Origin of the sequence: Pseudomonas putida (genome assembly GCF_004357765.1) — a bacterium.
Taxonomy (GTDB): Bacteria; Pseudomonadota; Gammaproteobacteria; order Pseudomonadales; family Pseudomonadaceae; genus Aquipseudomonas; species Aquipseudomonas putida_U.
Genome location: NZ_SMTE01000011.1, coordinates 225782 through 251740, shown reverse-complemented (window position 1 = coordinate 251740; position 25959 = coordinate 225782). Strand labels below are relative to the sequence as shown.

Genomic DNA, 25959 nt, shown 5'->3' with positions numbered 1-25959 from the left:
GCGCGGCACATGCCGCCCCGGGGCCTTGATGCAGGATGCTCAGCGGCGCTTGGCCATGGCATCGATGAAACGATCGAACAGTGGCGCGACGTCGGTCGGGCCTGGGCTCGCTTCAGGGTGGCCCTGGAAGCTGAACGCGCTCTTGTCGGTGCGCTCGATGCCCTGCAGGGTACCGTCGAACAGCGACTTGTGGATGGCGCGGACGTTGCCCGGCAGGGTGGCTTCGTCGACGGCGAAGCCGTGGTTCTGGCTGGTGATCATGACCACGCCGGTGTCCAGATCCTGGACCGGGTGGTTGGCACCGTGGTGGCCGTGACCCATCTTCACGGTCTTGGCGCCGGAGGCCAGGGCCAGAAGCTGGTGGCCGAGACAAATACCGAATACCGGGATCTCGGTCTCGAGGATTTCCTTGATCGCCTGGATGGCATAGTCGCAAGGCTCGGGATCACCTGGGCCGTTGGACAGGAACACACCGTCCGGATTCAGCGCCAGCACTTCGCTGGCCGGGGTCTGCGCCGGTACCACGGTCACGCGGCAGCCACGGGCGACCAACATGCGCAGGATGTTCAGCTTGACGCCATAGTCGAAGGCGACCACGTGGTAAGGCAGGTCGGCTGCGTCGATGGTCGGGTGGCTGTCGGTTTTCAGTTCCCACACGCTGGAACGCCATTCGTAGCGCTCGGTGGTGGAGACGACCTTGGCCAGGTCCATGCCCTTGAGGCCTGGGAAGGCGCGGGCGGCGGCGATGGCCTGCTCTTCGGTGATGTCGTCACCGGCGAGGATGCAGCCGTTCTGGGCGCCTTTTTCACGCAGGATACGGGTCAGGCGACGGGTGTCGATGCCGGCGATGGCAACGACGTTGTTGGCCTTCAGGTACTCAGGCAGCGACTGGGTATTACGCCAGTTGCTGGCCAGCAGCGGCAGGTCGCGAATGACCAGACCAGCGGACCAGACTCGGTTCGACTCAGCGTCTTCCGGGGTGGTGCCGGTGTTGCCAATGTGCGGGTAGGTCAGGGTAACGATTTGCTGGGCGTAGGAAGGGTCTGTAAGGATTTCCTGGTAGCCGGTCATAGCAGTGTTGAACACCACCTCACCAACGGTCTGACCGTCGGCACCGATGGCTTCACCGCGAAAAATACTGCCATCGGCAAGGGCGAGTATGGCTGGCTTTGTCAAGAAGACCTCCCGTAAATCAAGCATGAAAGGGCGATCGCAGGTTGCAAAAAAGCGGAGTGACGTATGGACACGTCACCCCGCTTTCATGTGCTGAATTCAATTCGCTGCGCGCTTTTAGTGGACACACTAAAGCTGTAGCTTACAGAAAAGAGCGTTTCCGGTCTACCGCAAATGCGACAGAGGGTTACTGCGCCAACCCTCAACGCAGCTCGAGCACGTCCTGCATGTCGTACAACCCCGGCTCACGACCATCGAGCCACAGCGCCGCACGCACGGCGCCCTTGGCGAAGGTCATGCGACTGGAGGCCTTGTGGGTGATCTCCACGCGCTCGCCTTCGGCAGCGAACAGCACCGTGTGGTCGCCAACCACATCGCCGGCACGCACGGTCGCGAAGCCGATGGTCTGACGATCACGCGCCCCCGTCTGCCCTTCACGGCCATATACGGCCACTTCGCGCAGATCACGCCCCAGCGCCTGGGCAACCACTTCACCCATACGCAGCGCCGTACCCGACGGCGCATCGACCTTGTGCCGGTGGTGCGCTTCGAGAATCTCGATGTCCACATCGTCACCCAGCACCCGCGCCGCCGTATCCAGCAGCTTCAGGCACAGGTTGACGCCGACGCTGAAGTTGGCGGCGAAGACGATCGGGATTTCCTTGCCTGCTTCGGCCAGTTGCTCTTTCTCTTCCGGCGTGAAGCCGGTGGTGCCAATGACCATGGCCTTGCCCGCCTTGCGGCAGAACGCCAGGTTCTTCAGGGTGACCGACGGGTGGGTGAAGTCGATCAGCACGTCGAACTCGTCGGCGACCTTGGCCAGGTCGTCGGAGATCGGCACGCCGATACGGCCCAGCGCCGCCAGCTCGCCGGCATCGGCACCGACCAGGGTACTGTCCGGGCGGTCGATCGCCGCCGTCAGGCCTGCCTGGGGCGCTTGTTGCTGCACAGCCTCGACGAGGGTCTTGCCCATCCGCCCGGCCGCACCCATCACTGCAATACGTCGCATAACCTGTTCCTTGTCAGAGATCGCCAAAGAAACGCTTCACACCTTCGAACCAGCCACTGGCCTTGGGCGAATGGGAACTGTCGCTGTCCAACGAGTCGCGGAACTCTTCGAGCAGTTCGCGCTGGCGACGACTGAGATTGACCGGGGTTTCCACCGCCACGCGGCACAGCAGATCGCCCGCAGCCCCGCCACGCACAGGGGCTACGCCCTTGCCACGCAGACGGAACTGCTTGCCGGTCTGGGTACCTTCGGGAATTCTGAGCTTGACGCGACCATCGAGGGTCGGGACCTCGAGCTCGCCACCCAGGGCAGCATCGGTGTAGCTGATCGGCACTTCACAGTACAGGTGCTTGCCGTCACGCTGGAAGATGGCGTGCTCGCGCACGTTGATGACCACGTACAGGTCGCCGGTCGGGCCACCATGAGTCCCCGCCTCGCCTTCGCCGGACAGGCGAATGCGATCGCCGGTATCGACACCGGCCGGCACCTTGACCGACAGAGTCTTGTACTCCTCGACACGACCTTCGCCATGGCACGAAGTGCAAGGGTCGGTGATGATCTTGCCCTGGCCATGGCAGCGCGGGCAGGTCTGCTGCACTGAGAAGAAGCCCTGCTGCATACGCACCTGGCCGATGCCGCCGCAGGTCGGGCAAGCCGCCGGGGACGAGCCTTTCTTGGCGCCGGAGCCGTCGCACGGCTTGCATTCGACCAGCGTGGGAACGCGGATATTGACCGTCGTGCCACGCACCGCCTCTTCCAGGTTCAGCTCCAGGGTGTAGCGCAGGTCGCTGCCGCGCTGGGCGCCGCCACGCGAGCCGCCACGGCCACCACCGAAGAAATCGCTGAATACATCGCCGAAGATGTCGGAGAAGTTGGCGCCACCGAAACCGGCACCGCCGCCACCCATGTTCGGATCGACGCCGGCATGGCCGTACTGGTCGTAGGCCGCGCGCTTGCTCGCATCGGACAGCACTTCATAGGCCTCGTTGGCCTCCTTGAAATGCTCTTCCGACTCCTTGTCACCGGGATTGCGGTCGGGGTGGTACTTCATCGCCAGGCGGCGATAGGCCTTTTTGAGATCACCTTCACTGGCGCCACGCTCGACACCCAGCACCTCATAATAATCACGCTTTGCCATAGGTCATTTGCACTCTTGAGGGCGTTCGGCATACCTCTGCGCTATGCGCTGTGCCGCAACACCTGCCAACCTCCGAGAGGCTCTGACAGATGCTGTAAAAATTCTCGTATTCCAGACACACCAACGCGGGAGCAAGCCCCCGCGCGGCGACATCCTACCAGCTCACCGCCAAACGGCGGTGGCTGACCGACAACATGCAGGCATTACTGCTTGTTGTCTTTCACTTCCTCGAACTCGGCGTCAACCACGTCATCGTGCTTGGCTTCCGGCTCGGCCTGCTGGGCGCCGCCCTGAGGCTGTTCGGCCTGCTGCTCGGCGTACATCTTCTGGGCAACCGGCGCGGAGACTTTCGACAGCTCTTCGACCTTGGCGTCGATGGCGGCCTTGTCGTCGCCTTTGACAGCGGCTTCCAGGGCAACCACGGCAGCCTCGATGGCGGTTTTCTCTTCCGCGGTGACTTTGTCACCGGCGTCAGCGACCATCTTGCGGGTCGAGTGAACCAGCGCGTCGCCTTGGTTACGGGCTGCGGCCAGCTCTTCGAACTTGCGGTCTTCCTCGGCGTTGGCCTCGGCATCACGCACCATGCGCTCGATTTCGTCATCCGACAGGCCGGAGTTGGCCTTGATCACGATCGACTGCGACTTACCGGTAGCCTTGTCTTTCGCGCTGACGTGCAGAATGCCGTTGGCGTCGATGTCGAAGGTCACTTCGATCTGCGGCACACCGCGTGGAGCCGGCGGAATGTCAGCCAGGTCGAACTTGCCCAGCGACTTGTTCTGCGCAGCCTGCTTACGCTCACCCTGCAGCACGTGGATGGTCACGGCGCCCTGGTTGTCGTCGGCAGTCGAGAACACCTGCGACTTCTTGGTCGGGATGGTGGTGTTCTTCTCGATCAGCGGGGTCATCACGCCGCCCATGGTTTCGATACCCAGGGTCAGCGGGCTGACGTCCAGCAGCAGTACGTCTTTCACGTCACCGGCCAGGACCGCGCCCTGGATGGCTGCACCCATGGCGACAGCTTCGTCCGGGTTGACGTCCTTGCGCGCTTCCTTGCCGAAGAAATCGGCAACCGCTTTTTGCACCAGCGGCATACGGGTCTGGCCACCGACCAGGATCACGTCGTCGATCTTGCTGGCGTCGATGCCGGCGTCTTTCAGGGCGATGCGGCATGGCTCGATGGTACGCGACACCAGGTCTTCGACCAGCGACTCCAGCTTGGCGCGGGAAATCTTCACGTTCAGGTGCTTAGGACCGGTGGCATCTGCAGTGATGTACGGCAGGTTGACGTCGGTCGACTGAGCGGAGGACAGCTCGATCTTGGCTTTCTCAGCGGCTTCTTTCAGACGCTGCAGAGCCAGGGGATCGTTCTTCAGGTCCATGCCGGACTCTTTCTTGAACTCGTCGACGAGGTAGTCGATCAGGCGCATGTCGAAGTCTTCGCCACCCAGGAAGGTGTCGCCGTTGGTGGCCAGTACTTCGAACTGGTGCTCACCGTCGACTTCGGCGATTTCGATGACCGAAACGTCGAAGGTACCACCACCGAGGTCATAGACGATGACGGTGTGGTCGCCCTTGGCCTTGTCCATGCCATAGGCCAGCGCAGCGGCGGTCGGCTCGTTGATGATGCGCTTGACGTCGAGACCGGCGATGCGACCGGCATCCTTGGTAGCCTGGCGCTGGCTGTCGTTGAAGTAGGCCGGAACGGTGATGACCGCTTCGGTGACGGGCTCGCCGAGGTAGTCTTCGGCGGTCTTCTTCATTTTCTTCAGGACTTCGGCGCTGATCTGCGGCGGAGCCATCTTCTTGTCGCTGGCCTCGACCCAAGCGTCACCGTTATCGGCCTTGACGATCTTGTAGGGCACCAGCTTGATGTCTTTCTGCACGACGTCTTCTTCGAAGCGGCGACCGATCAGGCGCTTCACTGCGAACAGCGTGTTGTGCGGGTTGGTGACGGCCTGGCGCTTGGCCGACTGGCCGACCAGGATTTCGCCGTCGTTGGCGTAGGCCACGATCGACGGAGTGGTACGCGCGCCTTCGGCGTTTTCGATGACCTTGACGCTACCGTTTTCCAGGATGGAGACGCACGAGTTGGTGGTCCCCAGGTCGATACCGATGATTTTACCCATGTTAACTCTCCCGAAACTTGAATGGGGTGGCAGCCGCTACTTTGGGCAACTGCGGTAATACTTGAACGCTTGACACCTAGATGGGGATGCCCCGAAGGATTTCAAGCCTGCTCGTCGATAGAAGGTTGCGGAGCAACCGGCGCCTTGCTGACCACCACCATCGCGGGGCGCAGCAGGCGACCATTGAGCAGGTAGCCCTTCTGGAACACCTTGAGCACGCTGTTGGGCTCGACCTCTGCGCTTTCCTGCATGGCCATGGCCTGGTGGTGCTCGGCGTTGAATGGCTCGCCGTGCGGATCCAGCGGCTCGAGGTTGTAGCGCTTGAGGGTGTCGTGGAACATTTTCAGGGTCAGCTCGATGCCTTCACGCATCGGCTTGATGTTCTCGTCGTCGGCGCTGGACAGCTCCAGGCCACGCTCCAGGCTGTCGATCACCGGCAGCAGGTCACCGGCGAACTTCTCCAGGGCGAACTTATGGGCTTTCTCGACATCCTGCTCGGCGCGGCGACGCACGTTCTGCAGGTCGGCGACAGCGCGCAGGGATTGATCCTTGGCCGCGGCCAGCTGCTCCTCGAGCTCTTGAACGCGGGCATCGGTGTTGTCTGCGCCAGCTTCTTCGGCGTTAAGGTTCTTCTCATCCAGCTGTTCGTCAGCCATTGGGGTTCTCCTTCGCAATTTCTGTAGGGCGAGCCAAGCTCGTCGTGTCTGCCGGCTATATGGGGTCGGAAAAATCAGGTTCAAGGGCTGACCGCCCGACGACGGCCCAGGAGATTCTCCGGACGGGCCTTGGCAGAGTCGAAAAAACTACTGTATAAATAACCAGACACGATCTTCGGGAGCCGCCCTCATGCTGGTGCACCTGTCCATCCATAACTACGCCATCGTCGAACACCTCGATCTCGAACTTGACCGCGGCATGTCCGTCATCACCGGCGAGACCGGTGCGGGCAAGTCGATCATGCTCGACGCCCTCGGCCTCGCCCTCGGCGACCGTGCCGACAGCGGCGTGGTGCGCCCCGGCGCGGACAAGGCAGACATCCTCGCCACCTTCGACCTCGCGGACATTCCCGAGGCAGGCACCTGGCTGGCCGAGCGCGACCTGGCCAACGACGGGCCGTGCATCCTGCGCCGGGTGATCACCGCCGAAGGCCGCAGCCGTGGCTACATCAACGGCACCCCCTGCCCACTGGGCGACCTCAAGGCGCTGGGCGAGCTGCTGATCGACATCCACAGCCAGCACGAACACCAGTCGCTACTGAAGACCGACACCCACCGCCGGCTACTGGATGAGTACGCCGGTGCCATCGACCTCGCGCGTCAGGTGCAACTGGCCGCCAAGCGCTGGAACCAGACGCGCCTGGAGCTGGAACGGCTGACCAACTCCGGTGACGAGCAACGCGCCCGTCATCAGTTGCTCAGCTATCAGCTCGAAGAGCTCGACAACCTCGGCCTGGGCGAAAACGAGCTGGAACAGCTCGAACAGGAGCACAAGAACCTGACCAACGCCGAGGCCCTGTTCGGCATTTGCCGACAGGTCATCGACCAGTGCAGCGAAAGCGATTCGGGCAACGTGCTAAGCGCCCTCACCTCAAGCCTCAATCGCCTGGGCGCCGCAGCCAATGCGCCCAAGGCACTCGGCGAAGCGGCCAACATGATTGCCAGCGCGCAGATTCAGGTCGAAGAGGCGGTCGGCGAACTCAACCGCTTCCTCGACAATTTCGACGCCGATCCCATGCGCCTGCAGGCCCTGGAAGAGCGCCTCGACACGATCTACACCCTTGCCCGCAAACACCGGGTGCACCCGACCGAGCTGCCACACCTGCAACAGCAGTTGATGGATGAACTCGAAGGCCTCAACGCCAGTGACGAAGCGCTCGAACGCCTGGCCGATGAGCAAGCGGCTTTCGCCCAGCATTACCAGGCCAAGGCCGCCGAGCTGAGCGCCTTGCGCCGACAGGCCGCCCAGCAACTGGCGGTCGCCGTGGAGCAGGAGGTGCAGCGCCTAGGCATGCCGGGCGGTCGCTTCTGCATCGAACTCACGCCCAACGAAGGCACCGATCTCTCCCCTCACGGCCTGGAGCAGATCGAGCTGTTGGTCAGCGCCAACCCGGGGCAACCACTGAAAGGCCTGGCCAAGGTCGCCTCCGGCGGGGAACTGTCGCGTATCAGCCTGGCGATCCAGGTCATCACCGCGCAGACTTCACGCATCCCGACCCTGGTGTTCGATGAAGTGGATGTGGGCATTGGTGGCCCCACGGCGGAAATCGTCGGCCAACTGCTGCGTCGACTGGGCGAGCGTGGTCAGGTGCTGACCGTGACCCATTTACCGCAGGTAGCCGCCCAGGGACATCACCACCTGTTCGTGCACAAGGTACGCAACAGCGATACCACGCACACCGCCGTGGCAAGCCTGGGCAAACGCGAGAGGGTCGAAGAGGTGGCAAGGATGCTGGGCGGCATCGACCTGACCAAGGAATCACTGGCCCATGCGCGCAAGATGGTGGTGAGCAGCAAGGTATAGAGCCAGCTCGAACACCAACGCAGAAAGCACAAAGGCGACCCGAAGGTCGCCTTTGCTATTTATAACGATTTAATCGTTACTTTTTCTTACGCACATAGAGGACCAGATTGTGGTCCACCAGTTCGTAGCCATGCTCGGCCACGATCTCTTTCTGACGACGCTCGATTTCAGCATCCATGAACTCGATGACCTCGCTGGTCTCCACGTTGACCATATGGTCGTGGTGACCGCCATCTGCCAGCTCGAACACCGCATGGCCGCCGTCGAAGTTGTGGCGAACCACCAGGCCTGCCGCCTCGAACTGGGTCAGAACGCGATAGACGGTTGCGAGACCGACGTCCTCGCCAGCCTCCATCAGCGCCTTGTAGACATCCTCGGCACTCATGTGGCGTTGCTCGGTCGAATCGAGCATTTGAAGGATCTTGACTCGAGGCAGGGTCACCTTGAGACCGGCTTTGCGCAATTCGCTATTTTCAACCATGGTCAGCTTTCTCGCCGATGCTGCTTCGCAGCTTCTCTTAATACGGGTATGATCGGTGTTTACGTTGTCCAGCCAAGATAGTGGAAGTCGCCCACCGATGCAAAACACCAAGCTCTTGCTAACCAGCCTCACGTTCGTGGGACTGCTCGCACTCGCCGGTTGCTCGTTTCCCGGGGTTTACAAAATCGACATCCAGCAGGGCAATGTCGTCACGCAAGACATGATAGACCAATTACGCCCCGGAATGACCCGTCGGCAAGTAAGGTTTATCATGGGTAACCCCCTCCTCCAGGACACCTTCAACACCAATCGGTGGGACTACCTGTACAGCCTGCAGCCAGGCGGCGGCAAACGCCAGCAGGAGCGCATGAGCGTGTTCTTCAACGACAGCGACCAACTGGTCAGCCTGTCGGGCGACTTCATGCCGGGCGTGAGCCGCGACCAGGAGATCCTCGGCGGCAGCGGCGACACTACCGTCAGCCCAGCAACCGAAGGCCAGGCGCCAGCTCAACCGGAAGAAAAGCCGGCCAAGCCAGGCTCCACCGAAGAGTCGATCCAGCGCGAGATCGACACCATCGAGACCACCCCTGTCCCGACGCCGGCACCGCTGGAAACTTCACCGCAGTAATTGCAGGCGTATACAGAAAAAGCCCGGGCCATGGCCCGGGCTTTTTTGTGGATGCTGCTGAAACCTCAGCCGTGTAGCTGCTTGGCGCGCTGACAGAAGGCATCGACCAGGGTATTGGCCGCCTGATTGAACAGCGGACCGAGGGTAGCGCGCACCAACGGGCCTGCGTAATCGAACGACAGGTCCAGGCTGATCTTGCAGGCCTTTTCGCCCAGCGCCTTGAATACCCACACCCCATGTAACTGGGTGAAAGGCCCCTCCTCCAGGTTCATCTCGATCGATTGCCCAGGCACCAGCGAGTTGCGCGTGACGAACTGCTGGCTCATTCCGCCCTTGGCCACTTCAAGCTTCGCGCGCATGTGCGCGTCGCTGGCTTCGAGCACCGTGGAGTCCGAGCACCAAGGCAGAAACTGCGGGTAGCTGGCCACATCGTTGACCAGATCGTAGAGCGCCTGGGCGGGGTACGGCAGCAGGGCGGAGCGTTGAATATGGGTAGTCATCCAGGCATCACTTCCAAGGCTGGGTGGCGGCGCTTCGCAGCGTGCCGAAAACAGGTTCTGTACATGTGACAGGTTTTGTATTGTCCGGTATTCATTGCAGTGGCTCAAGCACACTGAAATCCCGTAGCCGACGACGCGGCGACTGCCTATAATGCCGCCCCTATGGCTAAGCAAAAGAAACATCCGACCGGGACCATCGCGCAAAACAAGAAAGCGCGACACGATTACTTCATCGAACACAAGTTCGAGGCCGGACTGGTCCTGTCCGGTTGGGAAGTAAAGAGCCTGCGGGCCGGCAAGGCGCACCTGACCGACAGCTACGTGCTGCTCAAGGATGGCGAAGCCTGGCTGTTCGGCAGCCACATCACCCCGCTGACCACCGCCAGCACCCACGTCATCGCCGACCCGATCCGCACCCGTAAGCTGCTGCTGAACAAGCGCGAACTCGAGCGCCTGGAAGCGGCTGTCGCGCAGAAGGGTTATACCTGCGTGGCACTGGCGCTGTACTGGAGCAAGCACCTGATCAAGTGCGAAATCGCCCTTGGCAAGGGCAAGAAGGAGTTCGACAAGCGCGATGTCGTGCGCGAACGCGACTCCAACCGCGAGCTGCAGCGTGCGGTGCGCAACAAGGGCAAGGAAGACTGAGTCTTCTCTAGCCTGCTGCGGCCCTTTCGCGAGACAAGCCCGCTCCCACAGGATCTGCGCTGACCGACGCTCGGCACAGATCCTGTGGGAGCGGGCTTGTCCCGCGAATGACCCAATACAGCTTTCAGCGCCCGCTGCGCCGCTCCGCCCGTGCCACTCGCTGGGCCTCGTCCTGGGCTTCCTCGAGCACTTCCTGCACATACAGAATGTGCCGGCTCGACACCTCCCGCGCCTCCTCTGCCCGACCCTCGACGATCGCCTGATACAACTCGCGGTGCTGACTGATCAGCATGTCGCGCGTCTCCGCGCGCTGTTGATACATGCCGCCGATGTTGGTCACCACATTACGCTTGAGCAAATCGAACAACCCGCGGATGGTGTGCAACAGCACCGCGTTATGGCTGGCCTCGGCAATCGCCAGGTGGAAGCGTGCATCGGCTGCGCCTTCCTCTGCCCGAGTGACTTCGTCGGCCCTGGCGTAACAATCCTGCAGGGTGTCGAAGGCTGCCTTCAGGCGCGCGCGGTCAGGCTCGGTAGCGCGCAGCGCGGCGTAGTAGGCGCAGGAGGCTTCCAGGGTATGGCGAAATTCCAGCAGGTCGCGCTGGGCCTCGGCACTGTGCTCCAACAGCTGCAGCAGCGGATCGCTGAACGTCGAGCCGAGCGACTCGGCGACAAAATTGCCACCCCCTTGGCGACTGACCAGCAAGCCCTTGGCCACCAGCTTCTGGATCGCCTCACGCAGTGACGGGCGGGACACGCCGAACTGCTCGGCGAGGACGCGCTCGGCCGGCAGCCGCTGTCCCGACGTCAGCGTGCCTTCCAGAATCATCCCTTCCAACCGGTCGACGATATCGTCCGACAGGCGCCGTTGGCGGACCTGATCAAAAACCATCACATGCTCTCCACAAACCCCTGCTGAATTCGGGGTCGGCCATTCTCACTGATTCGGGCCGTGCCAGCACCCATCAGTTAGGTTTTTTTGCAGCCGTTCAGCCACCGCTCATCGCCGCTCGACCAAAGTTTCAGCCAGGACAAATTGACACAGGCATCAGCGCGCTTTTAACCTAGCGTCCAGCCATTGTAAATTGGTCTTACCAATTATCCAATGCCAGTGCTGACCAACAACAATTAGGGGCTACCCCATTATGCAAACCTGGCAACAACTCTATACCCCCCTTGGTAGTCTGGGCCTGTCTGCCCTGGCAGCCGTCATCCCGATCGTGTTCTTCTTCCTCGCCCTGGCCGTGTTCCGCCTCAAAGGCCACGTGGCCGGCAGCATCACGCTTGGCCTGTCGATCCTGGTGGCGATCTTCGCCTTCCAGATGCCTGTCGACATGGCCCTGGCTGCCGCGGGCTATGGCTTCCTCTATGGCCTGTGGCCAATTGCCTGGATCATCGTCGCGGCGGTGTTCCTGTACAAACTCACGGTCAAGAGCGGCCAGTTCGAAGTGATCCGCAGCTCGGTGCTGTCGATTACCGACGACCAGCGCCTGCAGGTGCTGCTGATCGGCTTCTGCTTTGGTGCCTTCCTCGAAGGCGCGGCCGGCTTCGGCGCGCCGGTGGCGATCACCGCCGCCCTGCTGGTGGGCCTGGGCTTCAACCCGCTGTACGCCGCGGGCCTGTGCCTGATCGCCAACACCGCGCCCGTGGCTTTCGGCGCCCTGGGCATCCCGATCATCGTGGCCGGCCAAGTCACCGGCATCGACGCCTTCCACATCGGCGCCATGACCGGTCGCCAGCTGCCGCTGCTGTCGCTGTTCGTGCCGTTCTGGCTGGTGTTCATGATGGACGGTCTGCGCGGGGTAAAGGAAACCTGGCCTGCCGCCCTGGTGGCCGGCCTCAGCTTCGCCGTGACCCAGTACTTCACCTCGAACTTCATCGGTCCGGAGCTGCCGGACATCACCTCGGCGCTGGCCAGCCTGATCTGCCTGACCCTGTTCCTCAAGGTCTGGCAACCGAAGCGCTCGTTCGCCGAGGCCAAGGGCAGCGTAGGCGCCGCCGTTGTCCAGCCAAGCGGCAGCCAGCCGAGCCCATACAGCTTCGGCGAGATCTTCAAGGCCTGGTCGCCGTTCCTGATCCTCACCGTACTGGTGACCATCTGGACCCTGAAGCCGTTCAAGGCGGCCTTCGCCCCAGGCGGCGCGATGTACAACTTCGTGTTCAACTTCGCCATCCCGCACCTGGACCAACTGGTGGTCAAGACCGCGCCGATCGTCGCGACACCGACCGCCATGCCTGCAGTGTTCAAGCTCGACCCGATCTCCGCCACCGGTACCGCGATCTTCCTCTCGGCGCTGATCTCGATGGCGGTGCTCAAGATCAACTTCAAAACTGGTCTGACCACTTTTAAGGAGACCTTCTGGGAGCTGCGCTGGCCGATCCTGTCGATCGGCATGGTCCTGGCCTTCGCCTTCGTCACCAACTATTCCGGCATGTCCTCGACCATGGCGCTGGTCCTGGCCGGCACCGGCGCGGCGTTCCCGTTCTTCTCGCCGTTCCTTGGCTGGCTGGGGGTGTTCCTGACCGGCTCCGACACCTCGTCCAATGCCCTGTTCAGCTCGCTGCAGGCGACCACCGCGCACCAGATCGGGGTCAACGACACCCTGCTGGTGGCTGCCAACACCAGCGGCGGCGTGACCGGCAAGATGATCTCGCCGCAGTCGATCGCCGTGGCCTGCGCCGCCACCGGCCTGGTCGGCAAGGAATCGGACCTGTTCCGCTTCACCGTCAAGCACAGCCTGTTCTTCGCCACCATCGTCGGCCTGATCACCCTGATCCAGGCCTACTGGCTGACCGGCATGCTGGTTCAACACTAAAGTGAAAGGGGCCGGGCGCTCGGGCGCCCGGCATCTCCTTCAACCCACGCTGCGAGAATCCATGATCATTTCCGCCTCCACCGACTATCGCGCCGCGGCCCAACGCAAGCTGCCCCCTTTCCTCTTCCACTACGCCGACGGCGGCGCCTACGCCGAATACACCTTGCGGCACAACGTCGAGGACCTGGCGAGCATCGCCCTGCGCCAGCGCGTGCTGAAGAACATGTCCGAGCTGAGCCTCAAGACCGAGCTGTTCGGTGAAACCCTGAACATGCCCGTGGCCCTCGCCCCGGTCGGCCTCACCGGCATGTACGCCCGCCGTGGCGAAGTGCAGGCGGCACGCGCAGCGGCAGCCCATGGCATTCCGTTCACCATGTCCACCGTCTCGGTGTGCCCGATCGAGGAAGTCGCTCCGGCCATCGACCGGCCGATGTGGTTCCAGCTGTACGTGCTCAAGGACCGCGGTTTCATGCGCAACGCGCTGGAGCGGGCCAAGGCCGCAGGCGTGAAGACCCTGGTGTTCACCGTCGACATGCCGGTGCCCGGTGCCCGCTACCGCGACGCCCACTCCGGCATGAGCGGCAAAAACGGCCCGATGCGCCGTGTGCTGCAGGCCATGACCCACCCTGAATGGGCCTGGGACGTCGGCGTCATGGGCCGCCCGCACGACCTGGGCAACATCTCCACCTACCGCGGCAATCCGACTGGCCTTGCCGACTACATCGGCTGGCTGGGCGCCAACTTCGATCCGTCGATTTCCTGGAAGGACCTGGAGTGGATCCGCGACTTCTGGGATGGCCCGATGATCATCAAGGGCATCCTCGATGCCGACGACGCCCGTGACGCGGTCAAGTTCGGCGCCGACGGTATCGTCGTCTCCAACCACGGTGGGCGCCAGCTCGACGGCGTGCTGTCCAGCGCTCGGGCCTTGCCGGCCATCGCCGACGCGGTCAAAGGCGATCTGAAGATCCTCGCCGACTCGGGTATCCGCAGCGGCCTGGATGTGGTGCGCATGATCGCCCTGGGTGCCGATAGCGTGCTGATCGGCCGCGCGTTCCTATGGGCCCTGGCGGTGCATGGCCAGGCCGGAGTGAAGAACCTGCTCGAACTGTTCGAGAAGGAAATGCGCGTGGCCATGGTGCTCACCGGCGCCAAGTCGATCGGCGAAATCACCCGCGACTCGCTGGTCCGCGAACTGGGCGCTTGAGCGCGCCTACCTTGAGTAACACCGCCTGAATGACCGGGGCACAACGGCGCACCAGACGCCGTGGCCCCGCGAGGAGATTGCATGAGCCTGCCCGCCGCGTTCCTGCGTGATGTCGAGCGCCTGATACCCGCCGAACGCCGTTTCGACGACCCCACTTCGACCCTGGCTTTCGGCACCGATGCCAGTTTCTACCGGCTGATTCCGAAGCTGGTAGTACGGGTCGAATCCGAGGACGAGGTGGTCGGGCTGATCCACCTGGCCCAGCGCGAGCGCGTGCCGGTCACCTTCCGCGCCGCCGGCACCAGCCTTTCAGGCCAGGCCATCAGCGACTCGCTGCTGATCGTGCTCGGCGACAACTGGAATGGCCGCGAGATCCGTGGCGCTGGCGAGCAGATCCGTCTGCAACCCGGCGTGATCGGAGCCCAGGCCAATGCCTGGCTGGCCCCCTTCGGGCGCAAGATCGGCCCTGACCCCGCTTCGATCAATGCCTGCAAGATCGGCGGTATCGTCGCCAACAACGCCAGCGGCATGTGTTGCGGCACGGCGCAGAACACCTACCACACCTTGGCCGGCATGCGCCTGGTACTGGCTGACGGCACCCGCCTGGACAGCGAAGACCCGGCCAGCGTCGCCGCCTTCGAGCGCAGCCATGCCGACCTGCTCGAGGCGCTTGCCCGGCTTGGTCGGGAAACCCGCGCCAACACCGAACTGGCCGACCGCATCCGGCATAAATACCGCCTGAAGAACACCACTGGCCTGTCGCTGAATGCACTGGTGGACTACGACCAGCCGCTGGATATCCTCCAGCACCTGATGGTCGGGTCCGAAGGCACGCTGGGCTTCATCAGCGCGGTGACCTACGACACCGTGCCCGATCACCCCCATAAGGCCAGCGCATTGCTGGTGTTTCCCAGCGTCGAGAGCTGCTGCCGCGCGGTGACCGTGCTCAAGCGCCAGCCGGTGTCGGCGGTGGAGCTGCTCGACCGCCGCAGCTTGCGCTCGGTGCAGGACATGCCAGGCATGCCGCTGTGGGTGAAAGGCCTGTCGGCCAATGCCTGCGCGTTGTTGATCGAGTCCCGTGCCGCCAGCCAGAGCCTGCTGCACGAGCAGTTGGGCCAGGTCATGGCGTCGATTGCCGACTACCCGCTGGAGCAGCAGGTGGACTTCAGCGAAGACCCGCTGGTGTACAACCAGCTGTGGAGAATCCGCAAGGACACCTTCCCGGCAGTCGGCGCGGTACGCGAGACCGGCACCACGGTGATCATCGAGGACGTCACCTTCCCCGTCGAGCAGTTGGCCGAGGGCGTGAATCGCCTGATCGAGCTGTTCGACAAGCACCGCTACGACGAGGCGATCATCTTCGGCCACGCCTTGGAGGGCAACCTGCACTTCGTCTTCACCCAGGGCTTCAACAGCCCCGAGGAAGTTGCCCGCTACCAGGCATTCATGGACGACGTGGCGCAGTTGGTGGCCGTGGAATTCGGCGGGTCGTTGAAGGCCGAACATGGTACCGGGCGCAACATGGCGCCGTTCGTGGCGCTGGAGTGGGGCCAGGATGCCTACCAGCTGATGTGGGCGCTCAAACGCCTGCTCGACCCCAATGGCATTCTCAATCCCGATGTGGTGCTGAGCGAAGATCCGGACATCCACCTGAAGCACCTCAAGCCGCTGCCGGCTGCCGACGAGATCGTCGACAAGTGCATCGAGTGCGGCTTCTGCGAACCGGTCTGTCCGTCCAAGGGGCTGACCCTAAGCCCGCGTCAGCGCATCGTCATGTGGCGCGATATCCAGACCAAAAAGCGCGCTGGCATCGACACCCGAGAGCTGTTGCAGACCTACCAGTACCAGGGCATCGACACCTGCGCCGCCACCGGCCTGTGCGCTCAGCGCTGCCCGGTGGGCATCAACACCGGCGAGCTGGTGAAGAAACTGCGCAGCCAGGCCGCCAAGCAGGAAAAGACTGCCGACTGGCTGGCCGAGCATTTCACCACGGCTTTGGGCGGCGCACGCCTGACCCTGACGGCCGCCGACACCGCGCGCAAGCTGCTCGGCGCCCCCCGCCTGGCGCGGGTGAGCGCGGCTTTGAGCAAGGCCAGCAAGGGCCGCCTGCCACAGTGGACACCGGCGATCCCGCAACCGGTACGCGGCCTGACCTTCGGCCCGGTGAGCAACGATGCCCGGCCACGCGTGGTGTACCTCGCCGCCTGCGTGTCGCGGGCGATGGGCCCAGCCTACGCCGACCGCGAACAGAGCACGCTACTGGACAAGACCCGTGCGCTGCTGGAAAAAGCCGGCTATCAGGTGGTGTTTCCGGACAACGCCGACAGCCTGTGCTGTGGCCAGCCGTTCGCTTCCAAAGGCTATCCCGAGCAGGCCGAGCACAAGCGCCAGGAGTTGATCAACGCCCTGCTGCAGGCCAGCCGTGGCGGCCTCGACCCGATCTACTGCGACACCAGCCCCTGCACCCTGCGCCTTGTGCAGGACATGGCAGACACCCGGCTCGACCTGTACGACCCGGTGCGGTTCATCCGCACTCATCTGCTCGACCGGCTGGAGTTCACCCCTCAGGACGAGCCGGTGGCCGTGCATGTGACCTGCAGTACCCAACACCTGGGCGAAAGCCAGGCGCTGATCGACCTGGCGCGGCGCTGCAGCAAGCAGGTGGTTGTACCCGAAGGAATTCATTGTTGTGGGTTTGCCGGGGACAAGGGGTTCACCACGCCGGAGCTCAATGCCCACTCGCTGCGTAGCTTGAAGGATGCGGTGCAGCATTGCAGCGAGGGGATTTCGACCAGCCGGACCTGCGAGATCGGGCTGTCGAGCCACAGTGGGATCGATTATCACGGGTTGGTTTATCTGGTCGATCGGGTGACGCGGCCGCGGAGTATTTGAGGGTTGAGTGGGAGGCAGAGTGCTCGCCGATGTTGTTGTAGTGGCGCGGATATCGAGCGCCGCCCGCGCAAGCAACACAGGCCATATCCCTCGCCGCTCTCAGATTCATCTTACCCACCGATACTAGCGATCCCGCGCCCAGCGAAATACCCTACAACCCACGTCGACACGCGTCTGATTGTCCCGGAAATCCTGGCCCCCTAGGCTGTCCGAGTCGCTGATGTTCAGCGATCGGGTGTGGAGCCCCGGCCTAGCATTCTGGAGCGTGTCGTTAATGGCGGCTGTACGCGGGAGGCCTCGTGCCTACCGAGTACTCCTGAATGCACTCGGGTTCCACCCTGTGTACAGCTGCCACCCTTCCTGTGGAACGGAAGCGGCAGTCCTTCAGCATTCAGGAGGCTGCATGAAAAAAATCGTCCCCGACCCACCGCATTTCTACCAAATCCCCGACGGCACCACCCTCTGCAACGCCATCATCGAGCGCCATGTGCCCTTGAACCATGTGGTGATGAACGTCACCCATTACCTGATGATCGCCTATAACCGATGCCGCTATGCCGTCGACAGCATCGAAGATGAAGCCATGCGCGAATCGGTCGAGAACGGCCTGCGCGCCATGCAGATCGCCTGGGCTCAGGCGGATGCCCTGCTGTTGGCATTGGAACGCAAACCAAGTCTGCATTGATAGCGGCCTAACCGGCCTCTTCGCGGGTAAACCCGCTCCTACAGGGGAATCGCCAACTTCGAGCTCGGCGCTGTACCTGTGGGAGCGGGCTTGCCCGCGAACACCGGCTACGCCGGTGCCATCCCCCACCGAATTCAGGAAACCAATCCCATGGACACCACCGACCCCACCCACGCCACCACCGCCGGCATCGAAACCTTCGACCTGTTCCGCCTGCAGCCGGGCATCCCCTTTGACCACGCCTTCAGCCAACTCTCGGTCCTGCTCGGTTGCATCCGCCACCTCACCACCGAAGCCGAAATGGAAAACGACCGCAAGGCCGGCAGCGCCGCACGCATCCTCAGCGAAATGGCCAAGGCGCTGATCGACGACATCGAACTGGGTCTGAACAAAACCAACTGACCCATGAGGAGCAGCCCTGTCTCGACGCAAGGGCGCTCCCGCCCGCAACATCTCGCCACACTCCATCATGCCGCCCCGCCATCATCCCGATTGAACCCCCGCAAATCCGCCACAGTCAATCGTTACAGGCCCACCCTCCAGAGGCCCTAAAAGGAGATACCCATGAAAGGCACCGCACTCTCGGCCCTCTTCGCGGCCGCTACCCTCCTGGCTTCCCCGGTATTCGCCGCCGAAGACCTGTGCGCCATTAACCTGCAGAAAATCGATGACAGCATGGCCACCGCCGGCGCCACCTCCGAAGGCCTGGACAAAGCCGTCACCATGCACATCGACAAGGCCAAGGCAGCCCAAGCGTCGGGCGACACCAAGGAATGCATCGCCATTACCTCCAAGGTGCTCGAGCGCCTGGAAAAAACCGACAAAGGCAGTGGTTCGGCAGGCGGCAGCGGCGGTGCTTGAGCCTTCGCGGCGGGAGCGAGGCGGCATGTTGTCGACGCCGCCCGCGCAATCACGTATACTGCCCGTACGTGCCGACAGGTACGTGAGCTAGAGCTGTAGCGTGGGGCCGATTAGGATTCGACGCCGGTTGCGAAACTCTAGGTGCATGCCGAGTTGGTAACAGAACTCGTAAATCCACTGTTGCAACTTTCTATAGTTGCCAATGACGAAAACTACGAGGGCTACGCTCTCGCTGCGTAAGCAGCTGAGCCCGCTCTCCTGGTAGCTTCGGCTCCAGCAATCACCAGGGGATGCCTGTAAACCCGAAGTGATTGTCATACAGAACAGGATCGTCGTGTAGCACGTTGGGGGCAAAGCGACTAAAACTTACCCAACTCGTCCAAAGCACCCTGCCCGTCGGGCGGCTGCGGATTAACTCAGTAGACACGGCTAAGCATGTAGTACCGACAGCGGAGTACTGGCGGACGGGGGTTCAAATCCCCCCGGCTCCACCAAATAATCATCTAAAGACGTCCATGGACGTCTTTTTTTGTGCCTGAAACCCAGTAAATACGCGGCTTTCAGCGCCACCAGGGTCCGTTAGCGTCCAGCAGGGTCCACGACATTCGGTATTCCAAGTGGTATTCCAAGCCATCTACTGGTAATTTTTGGAATACCGAAACCGCTCTTGGAATACCGCATGTGCGCTCAAGCCACCCGCCTCTCGGACCTCAAAGTCAAAGCCGCCAAGCCTCAAGAGAAGGACTATGTCCTAAGCGATGGTGACGGCCTTCAAATGCGAGTGAGAAGTAATGGCTCTAAGCTCTGGAACTTCAACTACCGGCACCCGGTGACGAAGAACCGGATCAACATGGGCCTCGGGACCTTCCCCGAAGTTTCATTGGCGCAAGCCCGAAAGCGCACCGTTGAGGCACGCGAGCTCCTCGCTCACGGCATCGACCCCAAAGAGAAACGGGATGCAGTGCAGCAAGCTAAGAAGGCAGCGACTGAGCACACTTTCCAGAACGTGGCGACGGCCTGGTATGAGCTGAAAAAGGATGCAGTGACACAGGCCTACGCTGAGGACATCTGGCGCTCCCTCACGCTGCACATCTTTCCGTATCTGGGACACACCCCACTCTCGACCATTAGTGCTCCTCAGGTCATTAACCTGCTCCGGCCACTCGAAACCAAAGGCAGCCTTGAAACCGTGAAACGACTGACACAGCGGCTCAACGAGATCATGACCTACGGGGTCAACTCGGGACTGATTCACGCGAACCCGCTCAGTGGCATCCGCTCCGTTTTCAAGAAACCGAAAAAGAAAAACATGGCGGCACTACCTCCCGATGAGCTGAAAGAGCTCATGGTGGCAATCGCCAATGCCAGCATAAAAAGAACAACACGCTGCCTGATAGAGTGGCAGCTTCACACCATGACCCGGCCAGTCGAAGCAGCGACCACCTGCTGGGCAGATATCGACATCGAGAAGAAGATCTGGACGATTCCTGCGGAGCGCATGAAAAAGCGCCGCGCGCACATTGTCCCGCTTACTGAGCAGGCTCTTGCACTCCTCGACGCGATCAGGCCCTACAGTGGACATCGGGAATTTGTGTTCCCTGCAGACCGAAACCCACGTACCCACTGCAACAGCCAGACCGCCAACATGGCGCTGAAACGAATGGGCTTCGAGGGGCGTCTGGTCAGCCACGGCATGCGGTCGATGGCCAGCACCATCCTCAACGAGCATGGTTGGGATCCCGAATTGATCGAGGTAGCACTTGCCCACGTCGATAAAGACGAGGTTCGCAGCGCCTACAACCGTGCGGACTACATCGAGCGGAGACGACCGATGATGATCTGGTGGAGTGAGCATATCCAGGAAGCAGCGACGGGTAATCTGTCAGTGTCAGCTATCCAAGAAAATCGGCACAGGGAGGTCGTTTAGATCCGCTGACACTGCCTCGAAGTAGCCAGTCCCAACAGCCTAACGGCCAAAGGCGGTCATCCGCGATCAGCGTGATCGATAATGAGGCTTTGCTCAACCCCGCAGCCGAAACAACGGCAATGTATCTATCCTCGAACATAATGACTCATACATCGGCTTTAATGCCTAGCCTGGTAAAACCGCGAGGTCGACCAGGGACGCCTTAGTCTAAGCTCAGCCAGAGTTTCAACTCAGCCCGGTTCGCCAACACCAACTGCTGGGCTTCAGGGCGGGCGTCATGCTGGTTCGGATTTACGTGAAATCGTTTCACTACGTACTTCGCCAATGCTTGTGAGCTTTTGACCACAAGCTGCCCATTAGTCATCGCGTAGTCCACTTCAATGATCGACCGTTGCGCCGGCGTCAGGCGCTCGTCCGGCTTGAAGATCACATCGATCTTGGTGTTCCACTCCACGTCGTGCTCGACACCATTTTCCGTCTGATCGTCGAGCAGCTCCGGCTCGCCTCGAAAACGGCTCAACACAAAGTCCCGATACTCCCGGTTCTTCTCGCAGTAAGCCCGCACGTGCCAACGCATCCCGGTGTACACCAACGTGTGCGGCGCAATGGTGCGCCCTTCCACTTCCGGGGTTTTGAACGACACGTACTCGATGTCCAGACGCCGCTTTTCACGACACGCCTTGAGCAGTGGCCGCAGCACCTCGGGCCTCACAGAGCGATCGGGTACCTTCAACACTTCAGTGTGCGCGTAAGCTAGGTTCAACCCTTCGATATGCGGCGCACGCTCATCGTTGTGGTTGAGCAGGTCCAGGTAGGCACTGGCGCTGTCGTCGATGAACAACGGTTTGAACTGCCGGGTTGGCACGTAGCCTTTGATCTGCTTGTCGTAGACCAGATTCTTCGAGGCATAGTCGGTGATGTAGGTATTGATGTCCTTTGATGCCTGCTGCCGGCTGATGCCGAAGCACTGCATCAAGTGGTTGGTGGTCAGGCGCCCCTCCCACCAGACCACCGTTTCGATCAGGCGGTAGCGCAGGGCAAGGTCCCAGCGGATTTGATCCATGCTTTGCTTATGTTTCATCGTGGGCCCTGAATGATTGGCAGCGGGTAGCGACCAGACAAATGACGTGACGTGAAATCCTACGTGTCTGCTCAATTACGATCAACACGCGCTAGATATGTAAAGTATTTATACGTATCAAGCAGGCGGTCGAAAATCTCCATTGCGAGAGCGCTTCCCTCTTAAGACCATGCCATCCGCGGCCTACACGATAGCACATTGCTTTCACCCTCCTATCCACGCGCCAGCCAAGCGCAGGCCGGATCTGCACCAATCCTTTACCTGTACAAGTAGCCAATATAGACATGTAGCAGTACTAGACATATCGTTTCGCTTAACGGCAAACAGCCACTACTCAAGGAAGCGATAAATGGAAACCCTGCAGCTCGCACTGCTGAGCCTAAGCGGCATCACTCTGCTCGTTCTCGTGCTGGTGCACTCGCGGATGGGAGAGGTTTGGGATGTGGTCAGAAACGATCGGGATGTGCAGCGCATCGCTCGGATTCACGAGCACGAGAACAATGAACTGCGGTCCGAGTTGCGCGCTGAACGTGAGCTGGTGGGGCAACTGCGGCGTCAGGTTCAAATGCTGCTGGGAGTGGCGCCCGAGAGCTGAGGTATGCCGGGGTGTGAACGTGAGCCAGCACAAGCCTGGCTCACGGGTGGGTACTGCTAAAAACTGCTATGAATGCTGGAGAAAAACCCACCCCCACCCAGGTGCCTGTTCTCCATGATGTACTTCTTAAACTTCATTTTTTGCTCGTGATCAAGGCAGAGCGCTGGGTTGTCTGAAAGTGCTCGCTTGACCTGATAACTGCCGTCCTCGGCCAAGATTTGCTGAGCCTTTTTGATCAGCGAAGGATTGCTGGCCAGCTTCTCTCTTACATCCGGATCAGGATCGTTGGCGAGATTCAGTTGCAAGGCGGCAGACAGCTTGGGGTTTTTGCTGAGGGTCCCCCTGAGTGCAGGGCTCGCATTACTGAGCAGCGAACGCTGTTCATCCTCAGTCAAACCGGGGTGCCTGGCGAACGCTTGCTTAACACTACTTTTGCCTTCCTCAAGCAACTTGGACTTCACACTGGTTAGTAGTGAAGGATTTAAGATCAGGCCAGCCACCACCGACGCAAGTCGGTCGCGAGCCAACTTGAACTGGAGGGCTTCGCCTTTGGCACAGGCCGCCAACGACACACGTAAATCATCGTCGAGTACATCCTCATCGATCATGCGTATCAGCAGATCTTGCGGCGCATTGCCATTCAAGCAAGCCAGCTTGAACATCCCATGGTCATACTGCGGTTGACCCTTGACGAGGTTGAGCCGAATCGACAGCACGTGCTCAGGACACCGCGGATTTGTATAGACCGCTTCCGCCACACTGCGCTGTGCATCCATGGAAAGCTTCTCCAACTGATCACCAGGGCAATCAGGATTACGGGCCACCTCCTCCCGCTTCACATGGTTAGGGTCAGCAGCCATCTTGATCATCTGTGCCACGCTCAACCCCTGATACTCGGACGCCGGGCGCAGCTTCAGCTTCTCGAACAGCTCCTCGTACTTGCCGACCTGGTCACGCAAGGTTTCACGCAGAGGAATGGTGGACTGAATAGCGGCCTCCAGGTGCTGCTGCGTCAACGCGCCTCCGCTGATGAATGCGTTGGCGACGGCCTCGTTGATTGAGTTTTCGATATCGGCACCGCAGTAATCCCGACAGAGATTCACCAGCTCATCCATCCTTAAATCCGCGACCCGCTGGCCCGATTTACCCAGATGGATACCCAGTATCTTTTCGCGCTCCACAGGGTTGGGGAAGCCGACATAGAAGATCTCGTCGAAGCGCCCCTTGCGCAGCAACTCCGGTGGCAATGCGGTGATGTCGTTGGCAGTGGCGATGACAAATACGGCGCCGGTCTTTTCCTGCATCCAGGTGAGGAAGTAGCCCAGCAGCCGTGCAGTCACTTCCGAAGCGTTCCCGCCACCCATGCCTACAAACGCTTTCTCCAGTTCATCGACCCACAAGATGCAGGGGCTGACAGTCTCGGCCATGCTGAGTGCGCGCCGCATGTTGTGCTCGCTCTCCCCAACGTACTTGCCCAGTAGCGAGCCGATATCCAGACGCAACAGGGGCAGCTGGAACAAACCAGCAGCCACCTTGGCCGTCAGCGATTTCCCGCAGCCAGGCATACCGGCGATGAGCACGCCTTTGGGCGTCTTGACGCCCTGGCTTGTCGCCTCGTCCAGGCGGCGGATGATGGTCGAGCGTTGCTCAAGCCACTGCTTCAGGTTTTCCAGGCCGCCGATATCGCTTACGCTCACATCGACTCGGACCATCTCCAGCACACCGCTCTTGACGATGATCTGCTCTTTCTCATGGAGGATTGTGTTCAACGACTTCTCATCGAGGGTTTGGGTCTGTCTCCCAACCATCCTCAGTAACTGAGCCATCTCGCTGGAGGTCAGCCCACTCAGCCCAGATACGGCCAGGTCACTGAGGTGATCCGGAACGGTCAGTTGCCCACGAGACTCGACCTCGGCCAGCAACGTCTTGATTTCAGCACGGCTCGGCAGCGGCAAAGGCAGGAGCGTGACCTGGGCCTCGATCGGCGCGGGAATGCACACGGCTTCCGAGACCAGAATGACCGAGCATTCGCCTGCATAGTTGCGCTCGATCGAGTTCAACAGCTGTTTGAGTCGGGCGACCGCGAGCGTGTTGTTCTCCAGCGCGAGCCGAGCCCCCTTGATGACGATCAGCGATTCTTCCAGGTCTGCATCCAACAACGCCAGCAGCGCGTGTTCCAGCTCTGTTTTACTGGAGTCGAGGTTACTCAAGGGGCGCTTGTTTTCGACATCCACCCAGCCATAGCCAAGGTTCCACTCGTGGATGCGTTTGAGCTTGACCTTGTCCTTGAGTCGGTTCAGCAACTGATCGACACGCGCTTCTTCAGCCGACTGAATGTAGATGGCGGGAGCGCCAGCCAGAAAGTGCTCTTCCAGTTGGGCGTCAAAACTCTTTTTATCAGTCATCTCTCGGCCTCAACTAAACAACGACGAAAAGAAATCTGACACGCGTTCGACGGTCTTCGTCGCTACATCTTTGAGTGTGCCGACCACCTTGCGAACTACCTTGCTGGCAACCTCGATAACCTTTCGGCCGCCCTTCTCGATCAGGGTGCCGACGGCCTTCCCGGCCGCACGGCCAACGACACCACCGACAACCCCGCCAATAGCCGTACCTCCTGGACCAAACACAGTGCCCAGAGCTGCACCCCACTCGGCGCCGAGCGCCGCGCCTTTATGTTCAGCGGCCTGGGCCAATGAGCGAGCAGCCACCATGGTGGTCTGTTCGATGGCGTTGATCGCGGTATCCGCAAAAATGTCGCCTTGCCCGAGCTTGTACAAGGCTTTGGCACGCTCCAGGCCAACGTAGGTCGTGGTCGCGACCTCTTCGGCTGACGCGTCGCGGAAAAAGCTCAACCAGCCACTTTTTGCCGCAACCATCACGCCACCCGACACCGCAACCTGCGCGCCGACATGGTCGGCCGACTTCAGCGAGCTGTCGAAGAATGCCTGCATCGCCACACTTGCGGGTGCGTTTTCCTCACCTCGCCACCAGTTCCAGGTGCGCTGTCCGAGGATACGGGCACCGTGGTACGAAGCGTTCAGGGCGGCATTCAGCAGCGCTTGCTTGTTGATCTCCCTGGAAATTTCCAAGCGGGAGGTTTCGTCCCAGATGGTCGGCTGGGTTTCAGCAAGAATCGGCGAAGAATTACCGGTGACATCGTCAGGCACAGTGGAATGGCGCACACTCGGATCGAGTTTTTGCGCCAGCGACACATTGGCTGACGCCAGCATGCTCTGCACCTGGCCCGCGTATTCACTTGGATTCAACTCAGGGTTGTTCTGCACGTCCTGTTCCAGCTCTCTGGCCAGCCAATTGACCGCGCTCTTTCCCTTGTCGAGGTGTTGTTGCAACGACGCTTTGTGCTGATGAGTTCGCGAGATCGAGTTGATCAACGTACGTGCAACAGCCTCGACCTCAGCATTGCCCTGCCAAAGTTGCGGGTACTTTTTGAGCTCTTGGGTGAGCCACTGGTCCAGCGGCATCTCGTTGCGGTGCTGGTCATAAGAGCGAATGAAGCTCCAGATGACCGCAACCGCCTTCGGTGCGCTGGCTGTATCAGTGAAGGCAACCTGGTCGAGCAGGTCGGCTTGGCGCTCCTGCTCGCGTTCTTCGAGAAGCCGTTGCACAGTAGTATCAGGGGAAGAAAGTACGTTTGAGGAACTCACGACGGGC

At 61.2% G+C, this 25959-nt stretch carries 22 protein-coding genes and 1 other RNA gene; 12 read left to right on the top strand and 11 right to left on the bottom strand.

Translation table 11 applies throughout. The annotated features are described in order from the left end of the window. Positions 1–39: 39 nt before the first annotated feature. The 5 genes from carA to grpE all read right to left on the bottom strand — a co-directional run bounded on the left by carA (position 40) and on the right by grpE (position 6102). A complete protein-coding gene (carA, locus tag E2H86_RS18555; protein ID WP_133330412.1) occupies positions 40–1176 on the bottom strand; it encodes a glutamine-hydrolyzing carbamoyl-phosphate synthase small subunit in 1137 nt (378 codons plus the stop codon). Between the two features lie 199 nt (positions 1177–1375). Continuing rightward, entirely contained in the window at positions 1376–2182 is an 807-nt protein-coding gene (dapB, locus tag E2H86_RS18550; RefSeq protein ID WP_133330410.1) for a 4-hydroxy-tetrahydrodipicolinate reductase, read from the bottom strand. Positions 2183–2195: 13 nt separating this feature from the next. Continuing rightward, the gene (gene dnaJ, locus E2H86_RS18545) at positions 2196–3320 is read right to left on the bottom strand and encodes a molecular chaperone DnaJ (RefSeq protein ID WP_133330408.1); all 1125 of its coding nucleotides are present in this window, start codon (positions 3318–3320) and stop codon (positions 2196–2198) included. Positions 3321–3523: 203 nt separating this feature from the next. Then, positions 3524–5446 (bottom strand): molecular chaperone DnaK, encoded by a 1923-nt coding sequence (dnaK, locus tag E2H86_RS18540; protein WP_133330406.1) that lies wholly within the window; start codon positions 5444–5446, stop codon positions 3524–3526. A gap of 101 nt (positions 5447–5547) precedes the next feature. After that, a complete protein-coding gene (grpE, locus tag E2H86_RS18535) occupies positions 5548–6102 on the bottom strand; it encodes a nucleotide exchange factor GrpE (RefSeq protein WP_133330404.1) in 555 nt (184 codons plus the stop codon). 190 nt (positions 6103–6292) lie between these two features. Between grpE and recN the strand changes: the two genes are divergently transcribed. After that, positions 6293–7966: a DNA repair protein RecN gene (gene recN / locus E2H86_RS18530; protein ID WP_133330402.1), complete on the top strand. Its 1674-nt coding sequence runs from the start codon at positions 6293–6295 to the stop codon at positions 7964–7966. Between the two features lie 76 nt (positions 7967–8042). On the opposite strand, the gene fur is transcribed toward recN, so the two are convergent. Then, a complete protein-coding gene (gene fur, locus E2H86_RS18525; protein ID WP_008096237.1) occupies positions 8043–8447 on the bottom strand; it encodes a ferric iron uptake transcriptional regulator in 405 nt (134 codons plus the stop codon). A gap of 97 nt (positions 8448–8544) precedes the next feature. Here fur and E2H86_RS18520 point away from each other — a divergent pair, with 97 nt between their 5' ends. Beyond that, positions 8545–9075, top strand: a complete 531-nt coding sequence (locus E2H86_RS18520) for an outer membrane protein assembly factor BamE (protein ID WP_133330400.1) — start codon at positions 8545–8547, stop codon at positions 9073–9075. A 65-nt stretch (positions 9076–9140) separates the two neighbouring features. On the opposite strand, the gene E2H86_RS18515 is transcribed toward E2H86_RS18520, so the two are convergent. Beyond that, positions 9141–9575, bottom strand: a complete 435-nt coding sequence (locus E2H86_RS18515; RefSeq protein WP_133330398.1) for a type II toxin-antitoxin system RatA family toxin — start codon at positions 9573–9575, stop codon at positions 9141–9143. A gap of 162 nt (positions 9576–9737) precedes the next feature. Between E2H86_RS18515 and smpB the strand changes: the two genes are divergently transcribed. After that, positions 9738–10220, top strand: a complete 483-nt coding sequence (smpB, locus tag E2H86_RS18510; RefSeq protein WP_133330396.1) for an SsrA-binding protein SmpB — start codon at positions 9738–9740, stop codon at positions 10218–10220. A 124-nt stretch (positions 10221–10344) separates the two neighbouring features. Here the strand turns inward: smpB and E2H86_RS18505 are convergent, their stop codons facing one another. Further along, positions 10345–11112 (bottom strand): FCD domain-containing protein, encoded by a 768-nt coding sequence (locus tag E2H86_RS18505; RefSeq protein ID WP_133330394.1) that lies wholly within the window; start codon positions 11110–11112, stop codon positions 10345–10347. A 253-nt stretch (positions 11113–11365) separates the two neighbouring features. On the opposite strand from E2H86_RS18505, the gene E2H86_RS18500 reads away from it, so the two are divergent. From E2H86_RS18500 to E2H86_RS18465, 8 genes are all read left to right on the top strand, one after another. Further along, the gene (locus E2H86_RS18500) at positions 11366–13036 is read left to right on the top strand and encodes a lactate permease LctP family transporter (RefSeq protein ID WP_133330392.1); all 1671 of its coding nucleotides are present in this window, start codon (positions 11366–11368) and stop codon (positions 13034–13036) included. A gap of 61 nt (positions 13037–13097) precedes the next feature. Beyond that, positions 13098–14243 carry an FMN-dependent L-lactate dehydrogenase LldD gene (gene lldD / locus E2H86_RS18495; RefSeq protein ID WP_133330390.1) on the top strand — a complete coding sequence of 382 codons (1146 nt, stop codon included), beginning with the start codon at positions 13098–13100 and terminating at the stop codon, positions 14241–14243. A gap of 81 nt (positions 14244–14324) precedes the next feature. Further along, positions 14325–17135 carry an FAD-binding and (Fe-S)-binding domain-containing protein gene (locus E2H86_RS18490; RefSeq protein ID WP_133330388.1) on the top strand — a complete coding sequence of 937 codons (2811 nt, stop codon included), beginning with the start codon at positions 14325–14327 and terminating at the stop codon, positions 17133–17135. Positions 17136–17538: 403 nt separating this feature from the next. Beyond that, positions 17539–17820, top strand: coding sequence for a hypothetical protein (locus E2H86_RS18485; protein WP_133330386.1), 282 nt, complete (start codon positions 17539–17541; stop codon positions 17818–17820). Positions 17821–17970: 150 nt separating this feature from the next. Continuing rightward, complete coding sequence (locus E2H86_RS18480; RefSeq protein ID WP_133330476.1) at positions 17971–18222, top strand: DUF3077 domain-containing protein; 252 nt, start codon at positions 17971–17973, stop codon at positions 18220–18222. A gap of 162 nt (positions 18223–18384) precedes the next feature. Continuing rightward, entirely contained in the window at positions 18385–18681 is a 297-nt protein-coding gene (locus E2H86_RS18475) for a hypothetical protein (protein ID WP_133330384.1), read from the top strand. Positions 18682–18783: 102 nt separating this feature from the next. Beyond that, positions 18784–19175, top strand: a transfer-messenger RNA (tmRNA) gene (gene ssrA / locus E2H86_RS18470). A gap of 185 nt (positions 19176–19360) precedes the next feature. Beyond that, the gene (locus tag E2H86_RS18465) at positions 19361–20608 is read left to right on the top strand and encodes an integrase domain-containing protein (RefSeq protein WP_133330382.1); all 1248 of its coding nucleotides are present in this window, start codon (positions 19361–19363) and stop codon (positions 20606–20608) included. Between the two features lie 202 nt (positions 20609–20810). Here E2H86_RS18465 and E2H86_RS18460 read toward each other — a convergent pair whose 3' ends face one another. Continuing rightward, a complete protein-coding gene (locus E2H86_RS18460; RefSeq protein WP_133330380.1) occupies positions 20811–21689 on the bottom strand; it encodes a helix-turn-helix transcriptional regulator in 879 nt (292 codons plus the stop codon). Positions 21690–22038: 349 nt separating this feature from the next. Between E2H86_RS18460 and E2H86_RS18455 the strand changes: the two genes are divergently transcribed. Continuing rightward, a complete protein-coding gene (locus E2H86_RS18455) occupies positions 22039–22284 on the top strand; it encodes a hypothetical protein (RefSeq protein WP_019470431.1) in 246 nt (81 codons plus the stop codon). Between the two features lie 56 nt (positions 22285–22340). Here E2H86_RS18455 and E2H86_RS18450 read toward each other — a convergent pair whose 3' ends face one another. After that, positions 22341–24689: an AAA family ATPase gene (locus E2H86_RS18450; protein WP_133330378.1), complete on the bottom strand. Its 2349-nt coding sequence runs from the start codon at positions 24687–24689 to the stop codon at positions 22341–22343. Between the two features lie 9 nt (positions 24690–24698). Next, the gene (locus E2H86_RS18445; protein WP_133330376.1) at positions 24699–25952 is read right to left on the bottom strand and encodes a DUF1269 domain-containing protein; all 1254 of its coding nucleotides are present in this window, start codon (positions 25950–25952) and stop codon (positions 24699–24701) included. Positions 25953–25959 lie beyond the last annotated feature (7 nt).

Bases quoted from the DNA above. Each gene is read 5' to 3' on its own strand.
- dapB (WP_133330410.1), bottom strand. From the start codon at position 2,182: ATGCGACGTATTGCAGTGATGGGTGCGGCCGGGCGGATGGGCAAGACC.
- dnaJ (WP_133330408.1), bottom strand. From the start codon at position 3,320: ATGGCAAAGCGTGATTATTATGAGGTGCTGGGTGTCGAGCGTGGCGCC.
- dnaK (WP_133330406.1), bottom strand. From the start codon at position 5,446: ATGGGTAAAATCATCGGTATCGACCTGGGGACCACCAACTCGTGCGTC.
- grpE (WP_133330404.1), bottom strand. From the start codon at position 6,102: ATGGCTGACGAACAGCTGGATGAGAAGAACCTTAACGCCGAAGAAGCT.
- recN (WP_133330402.1), top strand. From the start codon at position 6,293: ATGCTGGTGCACCTGTCCATCCATAACTACGCCATCGTCGAACACCTC.
- fur (WP_008096237.1), bottom strand. From the start codon at position 8,447: ATGGTTGAAAATAGCGAATTGCGCAAAGCCGGTCTCAAGGTGACCCTG.
- E2H86_RS18520 (WP_133330400.1), top strand. From the start codon at position 8,545: ATGCAAAACACCAAGCTCTTGCTAACCAGCCTCACGTTCGTGGGACTG.
- E2H86_RS18515 (WP_133330398.1), bottom strand. From the start codon at position 9,575: ATGACTACCCATATTCAACGCTCCGCCCTGCTGCCGTACCCCGCCCAG.
- smpB (WP_133330396.1), top strand. From the start codon at position 9,738: ATGGCTAAGCAAAAGAAACATCCGACCGGGACCATCGCGCAAAACAAG.
- E2H86_RS18505 (WP_133330394.1), bottom strand. From the start codon at position 11,112: ATGGTTTTTGATCAGGTCCGCCAACGGCGCCTGTCGGACGATATCGTC.
- E2H86_RS18500 (WP_133330392.1), top strand. From the start codon at position 11,366: ATGCAAACCTGGCAACAACTCTATACCCCCCTTGGTAGTCTGGGCCTG.
- lldD (WP_133330390.1), top strand. From the start codon at position 13,098: ATGATCATTTCCGCCTCCACCGACTATCGCGCCGCGGCCCAACGCAAG.
- E2H86_RS18490 (WP_133330388.1), top strand. From the start codon at position 14,325: ATGAGCCTGCCCGCCGCGTTCCTGCGTGATGTCGAGCGCCTGATACCC.
- E2H86_RS18485 (WP_133330386.1), top strand. From the start codon at position 17,539: ATGAAAAAAATCGTCCCCGACCCACCGCATTTCTACCAAATCCCCGAC.
- E2H86_RS18480 (WP_133330476.1), top strand. From the start codon at position 17,971: ATGGACACCACCGACCCCACCCACGCCACCACCGCCGGCATCGAAACC.
- E2H86_RS18475 (WP_133330384.1), top strand. From the start codon at position 18,385: ATGAAAGGCACCGCACTCTCGGCCCTCTTCGCGGCCGCTACCCTCCTG.
- E2H86_RS18465 (WP_133330382.1), top strand. From the start codon at position 19,361: ATGTGCGCTCAAGCCACCCGCCTCTCGGACCTCAAAGTCAAAGCCGCC.
- E2H86_RS18460 (WP_133330380.1), bottom strand. From the start codon at position 21,689: ATGAAACATAAGCAAAGCATGGATCAAATCCGCTGGGACCTTGCCCTG.
- E2H86_RS18455 (WP_019470431.1), top strand. From the start codon at position 22,039: ATGGAAACCCTGCAGCTCGCACTGCTGAGCCTAAGCGGCATCACTCTG.
- E2H86_RS18450 (WP_133330378.1), bottom strand. From the start codon at position 24,689: ATGACTGATAAAAAGAGTTTTGACGCCCAACTGGAAGAGCACTTTCTG.